General features: G+C 67.7%; 14 protein-coding genes. 8 read left to right on the top strand and 6 right to left on the bottom strand.

Features of this window, described 5'->3' with window-relative positions; translation table 11 throughout:
* The first annotated feature begins 80 nt into the window (after positions 1 to 80).
* Together AC3WLN_RS03685 and AC3WLN_RS03680 are read left to right on the top strand one after the other, a co-directional pair.
* A complete protein-coding gene (locus AC3WLN_RS03685) occupies positions 81 to 1,007 on the top strand; it encodes an ABC transporter ATP-binding protein (protein WP_492479617.1) in 927 nt (308 codons plus the stop codon).
* Positions 1,004 to 1,765, top strand: coding sequence for an ABC transporter permease (locus AC3WLN_RS03680; protein ID WP_492479615.1), 762 nt, complete (start codon positions 1,004 to 1,006; stop codon positions 1,763 to 1,765). Before AC3WLN_RS03685 ends, AC3WLN_RS03680 begins: the two co-directional genes overlap by 4 nt.
* A 16-nt stretch (positions 1,766 to 1,781) precedes the next feature.
* Here AC3WLN_RS03680 and AC3WLN_RS03675 read toward each other — a convergent pair whose 3' ends face one another.
* The gene (locus AC3WLN_RS03675) at positions 1,782 to 2,546 is read right to left on the bottom strand and encodes an alpha/beta fold hydrolase (protein ID WP_492479700.1); all 765 of its coding nucleotides are present in this window, start codon (positions 2,544 to 2,546) and stop codon (positions 1,782 to 1,784) included.
* 151 nt (positions 2,547 to 2,697) lie between these two features.
* On the bottom strand, positions 2,698 to 3,945 hold the full coding sequence (locus tag AC3WLN_RS03670; protein WP_492479613.1) for an outer membrane beta-barrel protein: 1,248 nt from the start codon (positions 3,943 to 3,945) through the stop codon (positions 2,698 to 2,700).
* Between the two features lie 344 nt (positions 3,946 to 4,289).
* Between AC3WLN_RS03670 and AC3WLN_RS03665 the strand changes: the two genes are divergently transcribed.
* Complete coding sequence (locus AC3WLN_RS03665) at positions 4,290 to 5,120, top strand: FkbM family methyltransferase (RefSeq protein ID WP_492479611.1); 831 nt, start codon at positions 4,290 to 4,292, stop codon at positions 5,118 to 5,120.
* 10 nt (positions 5,121 to 5,130) lie between these two features.
* Here the strand turns inward: AC3WLN_RS03665 and sfsA are convergent, their stop codons facing one another.
* Positions 5,131 to 5,838 (bottom strand): DNA/RNA nuclease SfsA, encoded by a 708-nt coding sequence (sfsA, locus tag AC3WLN_RS03660; protein ID WP_492479609.1) that lies wholly within the window; start codon positions 5,836 to 5,838, stop codon positions 5,131 to 5,133.
* A 164-nt stretch (positions 5,839 to 6,002) separates the two neighbouring features.
* Here sfsA and AC3WLN_RS03655 point away from each other — a divergent pair, with 164 nt between their 5' ends.
* Both AC3WLN_RS03655 and lexA read left to right on the top strand, forming a co-directional pair.
* Positions 6,003 to 6,770 (top strand): DUF937 domain-containing protein, encoded by a 768-nt coding sequence (locus AC3WLN_RS03655; RefSeq protein ID WP_492479607.1) that lies wholly within the window; start codon positions 6,003 to 6,005, stop codon positions 6,768 to 6,770.
* A 253-nt stretch (positions 6,771 to 7,023) separates the two neighbouring features.
* Positions 7,024 to 7,776, top strand: a complete 753-nt coding sequence (gene lexA, locus AC3WLN_RS03650; protein ID WP_492479605.1) for a transcriptional repressor LexA — start codon at positions 7,024 to 7,026, stop codon at positions 7,774 to 7,776.
* Here lexA and AC3WLN_RS03645 read toward each other — a convergent pair.
* The gene (locus AC3WLN_RS03645) at positions 7,770 to 10,040 is read right to left on the bottom strand and encodes a ComEC/Rec2 family competence protein (RefSeq protein ID WP_492479603.1); all 2,271 of its coding nucleotides are present in this window, start codon (positions 10,038 to 10,040) and stop codon (positions 7,770 to 7,772) included. The genes lexA and AC3WLN_RS03645 overlap by 7 nt on opposite strands.
* A 174-nt stretch (positions 10,041 to 10,214) precedes the next feature.
* Here AC3WLN_RS03645 and gltX point away from each other — a divergent pair, with 174 nt between their 5' ends.
* Positions 10,215 to 11,636 (top strand): glutamate--tRNA ligase, encoded by a 1,422-nt coding sequence (gene gltX / locus AC3WLN_RS03640; protein ID WP_492479601.1) that lies wholly within the window; start codon positions 10,215 to 10,217, stop codon positions 11,634 to 11,636.
* A gap of 248 nt (positions 11,637 to 11,884) precedes the next feature.
* The gene (gltA, locus tag AC3WLN_RS03635; protein WP_108037393.1) at positions 11,885 to 13,174 is read left to right on the top strand and encodes a citrate synthase; all 1,290 of its coding nucleotides are present in this window, start codon (positions 11,885 to 11,887) and stop codon (positions 13,172 to 13,174) included.
* Positions 13,175 to 13,257: 83 nt separating this feature from the next.
* Here the strand turns inward: gltA and cmk are convergent, their stop codons facing one another.
* Entirely contained in the window at positions 13,258 to 13,890 is a 633-nt protein-coding gene (gene cmk, locus AC3WLN_RS03630) for a (d)CMP kinase (RefSeq protein ID WP_492479698.1), read from the bottom strand.
* Positions 13,891 to 13,895: 5 nt separating this feature from the next.
* Positions 13,896 to 15,245 carry a 3-phosphoshikimate 1-carboxyvinyltransferase gene (gene aroA / locus AC3WLN_RS03625; RefSeq protein WP_492479598.1) on the bottom strand — a complete coding sequence of 450 codons (1,350 nt, stop codon included), beginning with the start codon at positions 15,243 to 15,245 and terminating at the stop codon, positions 13,896 to 13,898.
* 276 nt (positions 15,246 to 15,521) lie between these two features.
* Here aroA and AC3WLN_RS03620 point away from each other — a divergent pair, with 276 nt between their 5' ends.
* Positions 15,522 to 15,914, top strand: coding sequence for a TIGR02300 family protein (locus AC3WLN_RS03620; RefSeq protein ID WP_463780110.1), 393 nt, complete (start codon positions 15,522 to 15,524; stop codon positions 15,912 to 15,914).
* Positions 15,915 to 16,081: the final 167 nt, after the last annotated feature.

Genomic DNA, 16,081 nt, shown 5'->3' with positions numbered 1-16,081 from the left:
GTTTTCAGGGCCGATCCGCGACGGCCGCGTGCTAGAAGGCCGCCCCGATCGCGCCGGCGCCATGCCGCAGCGGAGTTCCGATGCAGCCGATCATCTCGATCCAGAACCTGTCGAAGGTCTACGCCTCAGGGCTCAAAGCCCTCGACGGCATCAGCCTCGACATCGCCGAAGGGGAGATCTTCGCCCTGCTCGGTCCGAACGGAGCCGGCAAGACGACGCTGATCAGCATCCTCTGCGGCATCGTCACGGCGAGCGGCGGCCGCATTCTCGCCGGCGGGCACGATATAACTCGGAATTATCGCCAGGCCCGCCGCCTGATCGGCCTCGTGCCGCAGGAACTCACCACCGACGCTTTCGAGACGGTGTGGGCGACGACGAGCTTCAGCCGCGGTCTCTACGGCCTTCGTCCGGATCCTGTACAGATCGAGCGCGTGCTGCGCGATCTGTCGCTCTGGGAGAAGCGCGATGCGCGAATCATGACGCTGTCGGGCGGCATGAAGCGCCGTGTTCTCATCGCGAAGGCGCTGAGCCACGAGCCGCGGATCCTGTTCCTCGACGAGCCCACCGCCGGTGTCGACGTCGAACTGCGCCGGGACATGTGGCGCCTCGTGCGCTCCCTGCGCGACAAGGGCGTCACCATCATCCTGACCACCCACTACATCGACGAAGCCGAGGAGATGGCCGATCGCATCGGGGTGATCCGCAAGGGCGAGATCATCCTGGTGGAGGAGAAGGCAGAACTGATGCGTAAGCTCGGCAAGAAGCAGATGACCCTGAATCTGCAGGAGCCGCTCACCGCCCTCCCCCCGACTCTGGCACGGCACGACCTGACTCTGAAGCCGGACGGCCAGGATCTCATCTACACCTACGACACCAAGGGCGAGCGGACCGGCATCACGGCGCTCCTGGCGGACCTCGCGGCCGCCGGCATCCGTTTCCGCGACCTCCAGACCAGCCAGTCCTCGCTGGAGGAAATCTTCGTCGACCTCGTGAAGGAACGCGCATGAACTGGTACGCGGTCCGCGCCATCTACGGCTTCGAGATGGCGCGCTTCTGGCGCACGGCGCTGCAGAGCATTGTCGCCCCGGTCATCGCCACCTCGCTGTACTTCGTGGTCTTCGGTGCAGCCATCGGCTCGCGCGTCGCCTCGGTGGACGGGGTCGCCTACGGCGCCTTCATCGTCCCCGGCCTGATGATGCTCTCGCTGCTGACGCAGAGTATCGCCAACGCCTCCTTCGGCATCTACTTTCCGCGCTTCGCCGGAACGATCTACGAGATCCTGTCGGCCCCGGTCTCGCCCCTCGAGATCGTGCTCGGCTATGTCGGCGCGGCGGCCTCCAAATCGATTCTCATCGGACTCATCATCCTGGCGACTGCCGCCCTGTTCGTGCCCCTGCGCATCGAGCATCCCTTCGTGATGGTGCTGTTCCTGCTCCTGACGGCGGTGACATTCAGCCTGTTCGGCTTCCTGATCGGCCTGTGGGCGGACGGCTTCGAGAAGCTGCAACTGGTGCCGCTCCTCATCGTCACCCCGCTGACCTTCCTCGGCGGCAGCTTCTACGCCATCGAGATGCTGCCGCCGTTCTGGCGGGCGGTGAGCCTCGCCAACCCGGTGGTCTATCTGATCAGCGGTTTCCGGTGGTCGTTTTTCGGCACCTCGGATGTCGGCGTGGGCATCAGCTTCGCCATGGCGCTGGTCTTCCTCGTTCTTTGCTTGGCCGGCGTGACCTGGATCTTCCGGACCGGCTACCGCTTGAAGAGTTGAGGCGCCGAGCGTCCCGTCAGGGTCGCTTGGCCAGGAACTCGAGCACGCCCGTGCGGTGGCCGCGGTCGCCGACGGCGGTGCTGTGATCGCGGTTCGGCAGTTCGAGGGCGGCGGCGTTCGGGAACAGGGCCGCCAGCGCCGGGCCGGAGCCCGAGACTGTGTCGAGGGTGCCGGTGGTCACGAGGGTGGGCGCCTGGATCTCTGCGACCTCGGCGCGCGACAGGGCCTGGCGGGAGCCGCGCATGCAGGCGGCGAGCGCCCGTAGATCGCTCTTCGTCTGCTCGGCGAAGGTGCGGAAGGCGGCGGCGGTCGGGTTCGGTGCCGGCGCCCCGGGCTCCGCCTCCAGGGCCTCGGCGATGCCGTCCGGCAGGCCCTTGCCCTCCACGAGGTGCAGGCCGAGGCCGCCGAGCAGCAGCGAACGGACGCGCTCCGGCGCATCGAGGGCCAGGAAGGCCGCGATGCGCGCGCCCATCGAGTAGCCCATGATGTCGGCTCGGCGGATGCCGAGATGGTCGAGCAGGCGGCGGGCGTCCTGGGCCATGAGGTCCGCGCCGTAAGCCTCCGGATCGTAGAGCTTCTGACTCTCGCCGTGGCCCCGGTTGTCGAAGGCGATCGTGCGGTAGCCGGCCTGAGTCAGGGTCCGGACCCAGAGCGTGTTGACCCAGTTCACCCCATGGTTCGAGGCGAAGCCGTGGATCAGCAGGATCGGATCGCCCGACCCGCCGACGGCTGGGACGTCGATATAGGCGAGGGTGACACCGTCGGAATCGAAGCTCTGCATGGGCTCGGGCCTTATCGGTCGGGGCATGATCCTGCTTCCTTGAACCGCCGGACGTGCCGACGGAAGCCCCTGCCTGACGTGCCCCCGCAAATGAAAGCGGCGGCAGGTTGCCCCGCCGCCGCATGTCGTCGAACCGGACCGACCGATTGGATCAGAAGGTGATACCGGTCTCGATCATATAGCGCTCCTGCGAGGTCTTCAGGCCGCTGCGGCCGAAGCCGGCACCGGGCGCGATATCGTAGAGCTGCACGGTCGAGAATTCGCCGCGGAGGAAGTAGCGGTCGAAGGTGAAGGTCGGAGTCACCGTGAAGGAGAAGGCCGAGCTGCCGGCGCCGTAGAGGACGGGGGTCCGACCGAACGGGTCAGAGCGATTGCCACTCTGGGTGATGTACTCGACGCGGCCGGCCAGCGAGAAATTGTCCGTGAATGCGTAGCCGGCCAGTAATGCCGCGCCGAAGGTTTCCGCTCCGAGGAGACCGAGGACGGCGTTCCGCTCGACGTTGGTGTACTGGACATAGGGCGTCACGATCCAGGGGCCGTCGGCATAGGTGTAGTTGGCGCTGATGATGCTGCTGTTCTGGACCGAAAGCGGCGTTGCGAACTGGAAGCGCAGGCTGCGCGCCGACGCGTTGTAGCTGCTGAAATGCGTGCCGCCATTGATGCCGATCGTGTTGGCAGCGTCGAGCTTGTAGGTGATCGCACCTGTGACCCAGTTGATCTCGCCGGAGTAGAAGCCATCAGTCGCAGCGAACGAAGCAGACAGCGGGCCGTCGCTGTAGTTCACCTGCACGCCCTGGTTGATCACGTTCTCCTGGTTGAACAGGAGGCCGCGCGAGATGTTCAGGTTCTGGAAGGTGAAGGGCAGCTCCGAACCGATCAGGGTCGGCATGCGGCCGCCCTGAACCGACCAGTTGTCGTTGATCACGTACTTGCCGAACGCGATCGGGACCGGCGAGTAGAGAAGGTCCGTCTGGTCGAAGGTGCCGTAGACCGGCAGGCCGAGGCCCGGGATCGTGTAGGCGCCGAAGGCGGCGTAGAACTGGAACGGACCGTCCGCCTTCTGGACGAAGCCCATCAGGTTGGAGAAGTCGACCCGCCCACTGCGATCGGCGGGGACGCCGGGGGGAGCGATGATGCCGGAGAATGGGTTCGACTGCGTGTAGGCGTAGCCCGTCACCGCACCACCCACATAGATGTCGCCGAACGCGCCGAGCGTCAGGCAGGACGGGTTCGGGTTCTGCTTGATGAAGCCGCCATAGGCCGGGAAGGTGATTTCGGCCTTGCACGGTGCGGGCGGGGCGGGAACGGCCAGGACCTTCGCCGGCATGTCGGCTGCGAAGGCGCAGACCGAGGACATCAGGACGGCGGAGAGGGCGAGGAGCGAGCGGTGCATGGCCATGGGAACTCTGCGGGAGGATCTGCGTTGCGGTGACGTTCTCAAAGGTTCCCCGCTACGGCAAAGCTATCCTTTGTGCAGGCGCCTACTTTTGAGGCAATTCCGGCCTGAGGTGCTGGGTTTGCGTCGTGGTGTTGCCACAATGGAACAGGTCGGAGCACCGAAATTCAGTCCAGCCGGTCTCCTCGCCTGTCGCGGCGATGCCCGGAAACGGTCGAAGCCAGTTTCGACGATCGTCCGAAGGTCGACGCTTCGGAATGCTCCCCGTCCAAGCGAGCCGTCCTCCGCCGTTCGATCGTGTCGCCTTCGCTTGCCGCCGCGCGCGCGCGCTGGCATCAGCAGGCACGATGAAAGATACCCAGCCCTACGGCACCTACGCTCCCACCGGCCTCGTCGCCCGCATCGCCCGCCAGACCGGGCGGATCTCCTATGCCAGCTGGGCCGGCCGGCGCCTCGCCCTGTTTCTGCGACGGGTGGCGATCGGCCTTCTGCAGGGGGCGCCCCTCGACGTGGAGCGCTACGGCGCTCGTATGCGGCTCTACCCCTACAACAACAACTGCGAGAAGAAGGTGCTCTTCACCCCGCAGTTCTTCGATCCGGAAGAGCGTGCGTTGCTGCGTGCGAAGCTCCAGCCCGGCTGCACCTTCCTCGATATCGGCGCGAATATCGGGGCCTATGCGTTGTTCGTCGCGGCCTTCGCGGGGCCGCGCGCGCGCATCCTCGCGGTGGAGCCGCAGCCGGACGTCTTCGACCGCCTCACCTACAACATCGGCCAGAACCCGTTTGGGACGGTCAAGGCGGTGGCCTGCGCCGTCGCCGACAAGGCCGGTGAACTCACGCTGTTCGTCGATCCCCGCAACCGGGGCGAATCGAGCCTGAAGATCGTCGGAACGAACGAAGGGGCACAGATCCGTGTGCCGGCGGTGCCCCTGTTCGATCTCGCCCGCGGTGAGGGCATCGAGCGCATCGACGCGATGAAGCTCGACGTCGAGGGGGCCGAGGACCTGATCCTGGAGCCGTTCCTGCGGGCCGCTCCCGCCGCGCTCCACCCGCTGCTGCTGATCGTCGAAAATGGCACCGATCAGTGGCAGATCGACCTGCCCGCCCTCTTGGAGCAGCACGGCTATCGCCGGATCGCCCGGACGCGCTTGAACCTGATCTTCGAGCGCGCCGCCTGACGAGGGCGCGCTACAGGACCGGAATGGCATCCGCGAGGGTGATCCCCTGGGGATCGATCCGGCAGCGATAGGCATGCACCGCGACACCGGCCGATCGGGCGGCCTGGAACGCCCGGTCGAAGGCGGGGTCTAGGTCCCGTGCCGCGTCGAACCGCTCCGCCCACATCTGGACCACGATCACAACCATGGCGCGGCCGCCGGCTCCCACGACGCCGGCGAGGTCCGCCATGTGGCGAGCGCTGCGGGCGGCGACGCAATCGGGAAATTCCGCGAGGCCCGGGCTTCGCATCAGGTGGCAGTTCTTCACCTCGACATGACAGGGGGGCATCCCCTCGCCTGTGGCGAAGAAATCGACCCGGCTCGCCTGTGCGTAGCGGACTTCCGGACGGAGACCCGAATAGCCTGCCAGCGCCGGTAGGGTGGTGTCGGCGAAGGCTTCCGCCACCAGAGCGTTCGGTCGCATCGTGTTGATGCCCACCCATTGCCGGCCGCCCGGCAGGTTTGCCTCAACCAGCTCCCAGGAATAGGCGAGCTTGCGGGTCGGGCTCCGCGCCTCGGACAGAAGGGCTCGTGCGCCCGGAACGGCGAGACCCAGCATCGCTCCGGGATTGGGGCAGTGAGCCGTCACGAGGGTCCCGTCGGCCAACTCCAGATCGGCGAGGAACCGCTTGTAGCGCCGCACGAGACGGCCCTCGATCAGGGGCGCGGGGAAGCGCATCGGCGTGTCCTGGGCAAGAAACAGGTTGATGCCGCCGGGCCTCGGCGTGGAATCGGGCAGCCGTGAGGCACTCGGGCTGGTCAGTGCTCATCGGATGCGACAGACTTCGCGCGGTACACCCGGGTCGATAACCGGGAAAACCGCTGTTCGTCCGCGAGGCCGCCATGTTCAATCTGTTCGACATCCTCCAGGCGCAGGCGGGCGCCAACGCGCAGGGATTCGGACGGCAATTTGGGCTCTCGCCGGAACAGAGCCTGCGCGCGATGGAGGCGCTGCTGCCGGCCCTGACCATGGGGTTGCAGCGCAACGTCGCCCACGATCCGACAGGCTTCGCCCACCTATTCAACCTCGTCGGTCCGACCGCGTCCCCGGCACCGAGCGCGACGCCGCCGATGGACATGCTGGTCAAGCAGCTGTTCGGGTCGACGCATCTCAGCCAGGCGGTGCTGCAGCAGGCCGCGACAGTCAGCGGCGTGGCGATGCCGGCCCTAAAGCAGATGCTGCCCGTCATGGCCGGCATGGTGGTGGCCGGAATCGTCCACGTGATGATCAATCAGACTCCATCGCCTGCGCCGGCCCCGCGCGCCGAGGCGAACCCGTTCGGCTTCGCCCCCAATGCCTGGTCGCAGATGATGGAGGCTTTCCTGAAGTCCGGCGGCAACGCGACCAGCCCGACACCGCCCGCTCCTCAGGCGCGGTCGCGCCCTGCGCAGCCCCGGCTCACGGCTCCCACGCCCGCCGTGCCGGACAAGGCGGCCTCGGATGCCCCCTTCGACCTGATGCAGCAGATGTTCCAGACGGGCCTCGAGGTACAGCAGGAGAACGCACGCGCCATGCAGCGGCTGTTCGATACCTTCTGGCAGGACCCCCGCGGTCCCACCGATTCCGGAACCGACGCCGCATCGAAGGCGGAACGCAGCGGGAAACGATAGCGGACTTCGCGTTCCGTTCGCCTGGACCGCGCCGACCTCGATTCGATCTCGACGGCGCTCATTCACCCTGAGCGATCCCCTCAAAATGGCGGTCGGCGGCGTCCGCGAAACCCGTCCTCGCCGGAACAATCGTCGGGCTACCCGCGCTTTCGGCAGGAACCCTTGCAGAACACTTACGGAACGTTTAACGTGTTCGTGTTTTGTTTCTGATGCCGCTCGCCGCGATCCCCGGCGCCAACGAAGAGTGTCCCGCATGTTGACGCGTAAGCAGCTGGACCTGCTCCAGTTCATCCAGCTCCGGATGCGCGAGAGCGGCGTTCCCCCCTCCTTCGACGAAATGAAGGACGCTCTCGACCTCAAGTCGAAGTCTGGCATCCATCGGTTGATCACGGCGCTGGAGGAGCGCGGCTTTCTGCGTCGTCTCCCGAACCGGGCAAGGGCCATCGAAGTCATCCGGATGCCGGAGAGCCTCGGTGGGAGCGCCGGTGCCCCGCGTGTCGCTCCTACACCCGAGGTCCGCCGCTTCACGCCGAGCGTGGTCGAGGGCGGCAAGGGCAAGGGTCTGCCGGCCGGTGCCGCGGTCTCCCGCCTGCCGACGACGCAGGCCACCGACGAGAGCGGGCGTGCGGTGACCATCCCGGTGATGGGCCGGATCGCGGCCGGTACGCCCATCTCCGCCATTCAGGAGCAGAGCCACTCGGTGACGATGTCACCGGATTTCCTGGCTGGTGGCGAGCACTACGCCCTCGAGGTGCGCGGCGATTCGATGATCGAGGCGGGCATACTGGACGGCGATCTCGTGGTCATCCGCAAGCAGGACACGGCCAATACGGGCGACATCATCGTGGCTCTGATCGACGATGAGGAGGCGACCCTGAAGCGCCTGCGCCGACGCGGCTCCTCCATCGCCCTCGAAGCGGCGAACCCGGCCTATGAGACGCGCGTGCTCGGGCCGGACCGGGTCCAGATCCAGGGGCGTCTGGTCAGCCTCGTTCGTCGTTACTGAAGAATCCCGTCGCTCGGTTCGTCGCCGGGCGGATCGGAGTCCAGAAGCTCGCGCTCGGGCGCCTTTCGATTCGGTGAAGGGTCTGCCTGAGGGGGCGAGAGGTTGTCCTCCTTCCTCGGCGGTGTCGCCCGCCACGGCACGCTGTCGCCGGGACGCTTGACCGTGGTGACGATGGGTCCATCTCGGGCGAGGCGGATCGCCGTCGCACCGTGCGCCGTCAGGAAGTGCCGATCAAGGATCAACGCGGCGCCGCAGCCGGGTGGCGCGGCTTGCCGAGTGATCAGGATCTCGGTGCGTGCGCAATCTTCCGGAAGCGCCCGTTTGTCGTTGACGAGGGCAAGGCTGCGTCCATCCGGCGTGGTCAGGGTGCAGCCGAGGCCATCGCACAGCGCGCCTCGGAAGGCACTGACCTCTTCCGCCCGGCGTCCGTCCCCGTCGGCCTTGAGCCATTGGCCGAGTACGAAGGGCGGTGGGCGGCCGAAGATCGCGAGTTGCCCGTTGCGCTCGCGGATGGCTCCGCCTGCCCCTTCGCGATCGATGTAGATATCGTTTCGCTCCGGAAAGGTAGCGAGGACGACGCCGATTGCTGCCGGGCAGAGACCGAGCCAGCGCAGTGACGAGGCCGGCAGGGTCAGGATGATCAGCGCCGAGGCCATGAGCGCGAGGGGACCGGCGCCGAAGGCTGGCACCACCAGAACCGCGTTCCCGAATCCCGCGATCCAGGTCGAGATGGTCAGCATACCACGGACCGCGAGGCCCATCGCCCACCAGACCGGCTGATCCAGCGCGAACGGATAGGCGAGAATGCCGAGGACCGCCGACGGCATCACGGCCAGGGAGACGAGCGGCAGGGTGAGCGCGTTGCCCACGAGTCCGAAGGGCTGCACCGTCTGGAAGTGATAGGTCGCGAAGGGGGCTGTGGCGATCTGGGCCACGAGCGTCGTTGCCAGGGTCCCGAGGATCGCCGTCGTGACGAGGGCGAACAGGCGCGGCAGCCAGCCTGCGCCATCGCGACCGAGGGCGCTCCCCGCGATCAATGGCGCGCAAGCGATCAGGCCGGCGACCGCTCCGAACGACATCTGGAAGCTTGGTCCGAGAAGGCCCTCCGGTTCGCGGGCTAGTGCGATCAGGGCGGCGATCGCCAGATTGCGCATGCTGAGGGCCGGCCGGTCGACCAGGATCGCGCCGAGCATGACTAGGGTCATGATCAGCGACCGTTCGGCGGCGATGTCCCATCCGGAAAACACGCAATAGGCCGTCACGCCCACCATGGCGACGGCGGACGCGATCTTCTTAATCGGCCAATGCAGCGCTGCGAACGGCACCACGGCGAGCAGCGCCCGCACGAGCCAGAACACCACCCCGGCCGCCAAGACCATGTGCAGGCCCGAGATCGAGACCACGTGGTAGATGCCCGCGGCCCGCAGGATGTCGTTGGTCTCCCCGTTGATGAGTCCCCGCTTGCCGGTCACCAACGCCGCCGCGACCGCCCCGGCCTGTCCGCCATTGGCGTCGGTGATCTGGCGTGTCAGGGCATTCCGTGCCGCATCGACGGCGGCGGCGAGACGGATCTGCCGATCGGTCGTCTCGGCCACCGGACGCACCTCGACCTTCCCGACGAGGGAGCCGACAGCGCCGATCTCGCGGAAGAAGGCGTCGCGCGCGAAGTCGTAGCCACCCGGCCGGGCCGCTTCCGGGGGTGGGAGCAGGCGCGCCGTCGCGGCGATACGATCGCCCGGCTTCAGGGTGTTCGCCTTGCGATAGGAGACGCGCACCCGGGCCGGGCGGAGTTCGGCCCCTAGGGTGCCGAAGCTCTCCACCCGAATGATCAGGCGCGCACCCTCTTCACGCTCGTCCAGGCCTTCAATGGTGCCGACAAGGGGGGCGATCGTCGTGCGGGCCAGGATCGGACCGGTCACGCGCTGCACCCGTGCCGTCGCCGCAGCGAACCCGAGGAACGCCGCAATGGCCGCGAGGACCAGGGCGAGTCCGACGGGGCGATCCCCCAGGAACGGAGTCGTCGCGGCCAGCAACGCCGCGGCGACGAGCGGCGCGACCAGCGACGGAGTGCCCTGTGTCCCGAGGAAGAAGACGAGGATGCCGCAGCCGAACGCCACCGCGAGCCAGGCGAAGAGCCGGCGCTGCTCGATCTCGCGCGTCCAGCCCGCGCGGAGCCAGGCGAGGACGACCTCGGCGCCCGGCCGACGCGCGGCGAAGCGGCGGGTGAGACGCCCCATCGCTGCCGTCGCGCGTGCCTGCACCATCGCGTCTTCCTTCGGCTGCTGCCCGCAAGCCCGCGCCCCGCAGCCGCCGATCCGCCCTGCGATCTTTGGAACATGACGATTTCTTAACGCTTGCTTCCGCGCATGCTACACGCGCGGTTCCGGGCCGGTCGATCCGCCTCCCGCCCGTTTCACGAGCAAATCAAGTCCAGATTGATGTCGTCAGCCGTCGTCACGCGTTTCGCGCCCTCGCCCACGGGCTACCTCCATATCGGCGGGGCCCGCACGGCCCTGTTCAATTGGCTCTATGCCCGCCATTTCGGCGGCCGCATGCTGCTGCGCATCGAGGACACCGACCGTGAACGCTCGACGCAAGGCGCGATCGACGCGATCCTCGACGGCATGCGCTGGCTCGGCCTCGATTGGGACGGTGACGTCATCTACCAGTACGCCCGGGCCGCCCGTCACCGGGAGGCCGCCGAGGGCCTGCTGGCCTCCGGCAACGCGTATCGCTGCTACGCGACGCCCGAGGAATTGACGGCCATGCGTGAGGCCGCCCGGGCCGAGGGGCGGCCACTGCGCTATGACGGCCGCTGGCGCGACCGTGACCCGTCCGAGGCGCCGGCAGGCGTCAAACCGGTGATTCGCCTGCGCGCGCCCACCGACGGTGAGACGGTGGTCGAGGACGGCGTGCAGGGGCGCGTCGTCTGGCAGAACAAGGATCTCGACGACCTCGTGCTGCTGCGCTCGGACGGCAACCCGACCTACATGCTCGCGGTGGTGGTCGACGACCACGACATGGGCGTGACCCAGGTCATCCGCGGCGACGACCACCTGACCAATGCCGCGCGTCAGCGCCAGATCTACGATGCCCTCGGCTGGGAGGCGCCTGCCATGGCGCATATCCCGCTGATTCATGGTGCCGACGGGGCCAAGCTCTCGAAGCGCCACGGTGCGCTCGGCGTCGACGCCTATCGCGACCTCGGCTACCTGCCGAGCGCGCTGCGCAACTACTTGGTGCGTCTCGGCTGGAGCCATGGCGACCAGGAGGTGTTCTCCACCGAAGAGATGATCGCCGCCTTCGACCTGAAGGCGATCGGCCGCTCGCCGGCGCGGTTCGATTTCGCCAAGCTCGAGAACCTCAACGGCCTCTACATCCGTGGCGCGACCGACGCGGACCTTGTGGCGGCGATCGACGACGTGCTGCCGGCTCTCGGCCCGGCGCGCGGCATCACCGTGCCCATGAGCCCCGCTCTCCGCGAAACCCTCACCGCCGCGATGCCCGGTTTGAAGGAGCGCGCCAAGACCCTCGTCGAACTCCTGGACAGCGCCTACTACCTCACCGCCGCACGGCCCCTCGTGCTTGACGACAAGGCGAAGGGTCTGCTTGGCGACGAGGCCCGCGGCCGCCTCGGCGCTCTCCTGCCCGCCCTCGCGTCGCTGCCGGCGTGGACGGCCTCGGCCACCGAGGGCGCGGTCCGTCAGTTCGCGGAGGCCAACGGACTGAAGCTCGGCCAGATCGCGCAGCCTCTGCGGGCGGCGCTCACCGGGCGCGCAACCTCGCCGCCTGTCTTCGACGTGATGGCCGTTCTCGGCCGCGAGGAATGTCTCGGTCGCCTGCGCGATCGGATCGCCTGACGCCGCAGCGCACAAAAGTGCAGATTCTCTCGGTCGATGCGCGCGGAGGAATGACAAATCGGCCCGGATTTCGCTTCGACAACGAGGTGAGACGGGCCGTCGGTTGATGACGGTCCGCCGATCCGCTACCCCCATGCTCGTGTGAGCAAGTGCAGCATGCGCTGTCTTTGCACCCCGGACCCGGGTGGTCGATTGCATCGCCACGCGGGCCGCCGCCGCCCCGCTGCCACGAAAGGGTCCAGGTCTCCATGAGCGCCTCCAGCACGATCACCGTGGGCGACAACCACGTCGAGCTTCCGATCAAGACCGGCACCATCGGTCCGGACGTCATCGACATCGGCAAGCTCTACGCGAAGACGGGCAAGTTCACCTTCGACCCCGGCTTCACCTCCACCGCCTCCTGCGAGTCGAAGATCACCTACATCGACGGCGATGCGGGCGTTCTCCTCTACCGCGGCTACCCCATTGAGCAGATCGCCGAGCACGGCGACTTCCTCGAGACATGCTATCTGATGCTGTTCGGCGAGTTGCCGACTCCGGCCCAGAAGGCGGATTTCGACTATCGGATCACGCGCCACACGATGGTGCATGACCAGATGAACCGCTTCTTCCAGGGCTTCCGCCGCGATGCGCACCCGATGGCCATTATGGTCGCCTGCGTCGGCGCGCTCTCGGCTTTCTATCACGACTCCACCGACATCTCGGACGACCAGCAACGCATGGTCGCCTCGATGCGGATGATCGCCAAGATGCCGACCCTCGCTGCGATGGCCTATAAGTACTCGATCGGCCAGCCGTTCGTGTATCCGAAGAACGACCTCGATTACACCTCGAACTTCCTGCGGATGTGCTTCGCGGTGCCCTGCGAGGAGTTCAAGGTCAATCCGATCTTCGCCCGTGCGTTGGACCGGATCTTCATCCTGCACGCCGACCACGAACAGAACGCCTCGACTTCGACGGTTCGCCTCGCCGGCTCTTCGGGGGCCAACCCCTTCGCCTGTATCGCGGCCGGCATCGCCTGCCTCTGGGGACCCGCTCATGGCGGCGCCAACGAGGCGGCCCTGAAGATGCTCGAGGAGATCGGCCATCCGGAGAACGTCGCCAAGTACGTGGCCAAGGCCAAGGACAAGAACGATCCGTTCCGCCTCATGGGCTTCGGCCACCGCGTCTACAAGAACTACGATCCGCGCGCGCGCATCATGCAGAAGACCACCCACGAGGTGCTCGGACAGCTCGGTATCAAGGACGATCCGCTGCTCGAGGTCGCGGTGCAGCTAGAGCAGATCGCCCTAAAGGACGACTACTTCATCGAGAAGAAGCTCTACCCGAATATCGATTTCTACTCGGGCATCACCCTGAAGGCGATGGGCTTCCCCACCTCGATGTTCACGGTGCTGTTCGCCCTGGCCCGCACGACTGGCTGGATCGCGCAGTGGGCCGAGATGATCGAGGACCCCTCGCAGAAGATCGGCCGGCCGCGCCAGCTCTACATCGGTCCCGACAAGCGCGAATACACCCCGATCGATCAGCGCGCCTGATCCGCCCGCCTCGCCGGTAGAACCCCGGCGAGGCGTTTCCTCACGATGGTAGCGCGTCGGCGAGGTCGTGTCGGCCCGGCCGCTCAGTGCGGGCGGGCGCGATCCACGACCTCGCGGGCGGCCGCGAAGGCCTCGTCGGCATCGAGGTCGGTGGTGTCGAGGATGACGGCGTCGGCGGCCGCCTTCAGCGGCGCCGTCGAGCGCTGTGCGTCCCGCGCGTCCCGCGCCACGATGTCGGCCAGGATGGCCCCGAGGCTCGCCGATTCGCCCCGCCGCAGCAATTCGAGGTGGCGCCGCCGCGCCCGCTCCTCCGGAGCCGCCGTGATGAAGAGCTTCACCTGCGCGTTCGGACAGACCACGGTCCCGATATCCCGTCCATCCAGCACCGCGCCGGCGGCGTTGCCGGCAAAGCGCTGCTGCCAGGCGAGGAGGGCCGCCCGCACGGCGGGCACTGCCGAGATGCGCGAAGCCGCTTCGCCCATCGCGCGCTCGCGCAGGCGCGGATCGGCGAGCCGGTCGGCGATCAGGCTGGAGGCCGCCCGCGCAGCCGCCTGATGGTCGTCGAGGTTTCGGCCGGCATCGATGACCGTGAGGGCGACGGCCCGATACAGCAAGCCCGTATCGAGGTGCGGCAGGCCGTAATGGGTGGCCAGCCGCTTGGCCAGGGTTCCCTTGCCCGAGGCGGCGGGTCCGTCGATCGCGATCACCATCGGCATCGCGCTCAACCCTCGATCCGGCCGCCGAGACCCTGCATCGTCGGCAGGAAGCTCGGGAAGCTCGTGGCGATCATCGCACCGTCATCCACCGTGACCGGTTCGCGTGTGGCGAGCCCCATCACCAGGAACGCCATGGCGATGCGGTGGTCGAGATGGGTCGCCACCGTGCCGCCGCCCCGCGCCCGCTCGCCGGTGCCATGCACGACGAGATCGTCGCCCTCGACGACGTAGGCGACGCCGTTGGCGCTCAGCCCGTCCGCCACCGCCGTCAGGCGATCGGATTCCTTCACCCGCAATTCGTGCAGTCCGCGCATCCGGGTGGTGCCTTCGGCGAAGGCGGCCGCCACGGCGAGCACCGGGTATTCGTCGATCATCGAGGGCGCCCGCTCCGGCGGCACGTCGACGCCCTTGAGGCGGCTCGCCCGCACGCGCAGGTCGGCGACGGTCTCGCCGCCCTCGTCCCGCTCGCGCAGCCGCTCGATATCGGCGCCCATCTCGATCAGGGTGGTGATCAGTCCGATCCGCAAGGGGTTCATCATGACGCCTTCCAGCGTCACCTCGGAGCCCGGGACGATCAGCGCCGCCACCAGGGGGAACGCCGCCGAGGACGGGTCTGCCGGCACGACAACCTTGGTTCCGCGCAGGGCAGGCTGGCCCGTGAGGGTGATCGTCCGTCCATGGCCGTCGGGCCCGTGCGGCGTCACCGTCACCTCGGCGCCGAACAGGCGCAGCATCCGCTCCGTATGGTCCCGGGTGGCGGCCACTTCGATCACCGTCGTGGTCCCCGGGGCGTTCAGCCCGGCCAGCAGCACCGCCGACTTGATCTGGGCGGAGGCCACCGGCGTCTCGTAGGTGATCGGGATCGCCTCGCGGGGTCCGCGCAGCGTGAGCGGCACGCGGCCGCCCGGTTCCTCGCTCACCACCTCGGCCCCCATCCGGACCAGCGGGTCGAGGATACGGCGCATCGGCCGCTTGCGCAGGGAAGCATCGCCATCGAACGTCGCGGTGACGGGCTGGCCGCCGACGACGCCCATCATCAGGCGAGAACCGGTTCCGGCATTGCCGAAGTCGAGTACGTCCTCAGGGTCGCTCAGGCAGCCGATACCGACGCCCCGCAGGCGCCAGCGTCCTTCGCCGACCCGTTCCACGTCCGCGCCGAGGGCCTTGGCGGCGGCAGCGGTGCGCAGCACGTCGTCGCCTTCGAGCAGGCCCTCGACATTCGTCTCGCCGATGCTGAGGAGGCCGAGGATCATCGCGCGGTGCGAGATGGATTTGTCCCCCGGCGGACGCAGGCTGCCCTGCAGAGGCAGGCCCGCATGGGCGGTCAGAGGTTGCGGCGTGGAATCGTGGGACACGGGCGTCGACTTTTCGGCTGGGCGCTGGGGCACCTGCGGGCTTCACGCAGGCGCCGAGGTCTCAGGGGCCGGTGAATTCATGGGGCCGGTTAACATGCGTCGCCGCCGCCGTCATCCGATGGGGGCACATCCCGGCCGCCTGAGCTTGGAAAACCTCCGTGGAAAGCCGGAAGCAGGCATGGAACGCCCACGATTCTCAAGGGAATTTGACAGGAGCGTCCCACGCGACTAACGGGGCGCCTCTCCCAAAAGATCGCACGTACTAGAGGTTCGCCCGTGGCCAGACCGGAACTCGGCTTGAAGCGTCAATGCATGAGCTGCGGCGCCAAGTTCTACGACCTCGACAACGACCCGCCGACCTGCCCGAAATGCGGAACGATCTACCAGGTCGCCGCCGCCTCCAGCCGCGCCGCTCCGGCCCTGGCGGCCCGGGCTTCCGCGGCCCCGGCCGATGACGACGAGGATACGGACGCCGAGAAGGGCGGGCCGGAGATCGTGTCCCTCGACGAGGTCGAGGCGGCCGAGGACGACGCCGATACGACGACCGAGGACGTCGATGGCGACAGCAACGACGATGCCGACGACACCTTCCTCGAGGAGGAGGACACCGGCGACGACGACGTGGCCGACCTCATCGACGGCGACATCGAGAACGACGAGGAGAGCTGACCTCCGCGGAAACCCTCTCCGACCCGCCGGGAAAAAAGTTTGCCGGCGGGCCACAAAGGGGGTTGAGGCGGCGGACAAGCCCCAGTACATGACCGCTATCGACGGCGGGCGACGCGCCAGCCGACGAGGACCGCCCCGGATTTCCAGAGACCGGGGTGTTGAGAGTG

It is taken from the genome of Methylobacterium sp. FW306-05-D (assembly GCF_058782155.1).
This window is presented reverse-complemented; position numbering and strand designations above follow the sequence as displayed.

Excerpts from the sequence above, each read along its gene's own strand:
- AC3WLN_RS03685 (WP_492479617.1), top strand. The coding sequence starts at position 81 with ATGCAGCCGATCATCTCGATCCAGAACCTGTCGAAGGTCTACGCCTCA.
- AC3WLN_RS03680 (WP_492479615.1), top strand. The coding sequence starts at position 1,004 with ATGAACTGGTACGCGGTCCGCGCCATCTACGGCTTCGAGATGGCGCGC.
- AC3WLN_RS03675 (WP_492479700.1), bottom strand. The coding sequence starts at position 2,546 with ATGCAGAGCTTCGATTCCGACGGTGTCACCCTCGCCTATATCGACGTC.
- AC3WLN_RS03670 (WP_492479613.1), bottom strand. The coding sequence starts at position 3,945 with ATGGCCATGCACCGCTCGCTCCTCGCCCTCTCCGCCGTCCTGATGTCC.
- AC3WLN_RS03665 (WP_492479611.1), top strand. The coding sequence starts at position 4,290 with ATGAAAGATACCCAGCCCTACGGCACCTACGCTCCCACCGGCCTCGTC.
- sfsA (WP_492479609.1), bottom strand. The coding sequence starts at position 5,838 with ATGCGCTTCCCCGCGCCCCTGATCGAGGGCCGTCTCGTGCGGCGCTAC.
- AC3WLN_RS03655 (WP_492479607.1), top strand. The coding sequence starts at position 6,003 with ATGTTCAATCTGTTCGACATCCTCCAGGCGCAGGCGGGCGCCAACGCG.
- lexA (WP_492479605.1), top strand. The coding sequence starts at position 7,024 with ATGTTGACGCGTAAGCAGCTGGACCTGCTCCAGTTCATCCAGCTCCGG.
- AC3WLN_RS03645 (WP_492479603.1), bottom strand. The coding sequence starts at position 10,040 with ATGGTGCAGGCACGCGCGACGGCAGCGATGGGGCGTCTCACCCGCCGC.
- gltX (WP_492479601.1), top strand. The coding sequence starts at position 10,215 with ATGTCGTCAGCCGTCGTCACGCGTTTCGCGCCCTCGCCCACGGGCTAC.
- gltA (WP_108037393.1), top strand. The coding sequence starts at position 11,885 with ATGAGCGCCTCCAGCACGATCACCGTGGGCGACAACCACGTCGAGCTT.
- cmk (WP_492479698.1), bottom strand. The coding sequence starts at position 13,890 with ATGCCGATGGTGATCGCGATCGACGGACCCGCCGCCTCGGGCAAGGGA.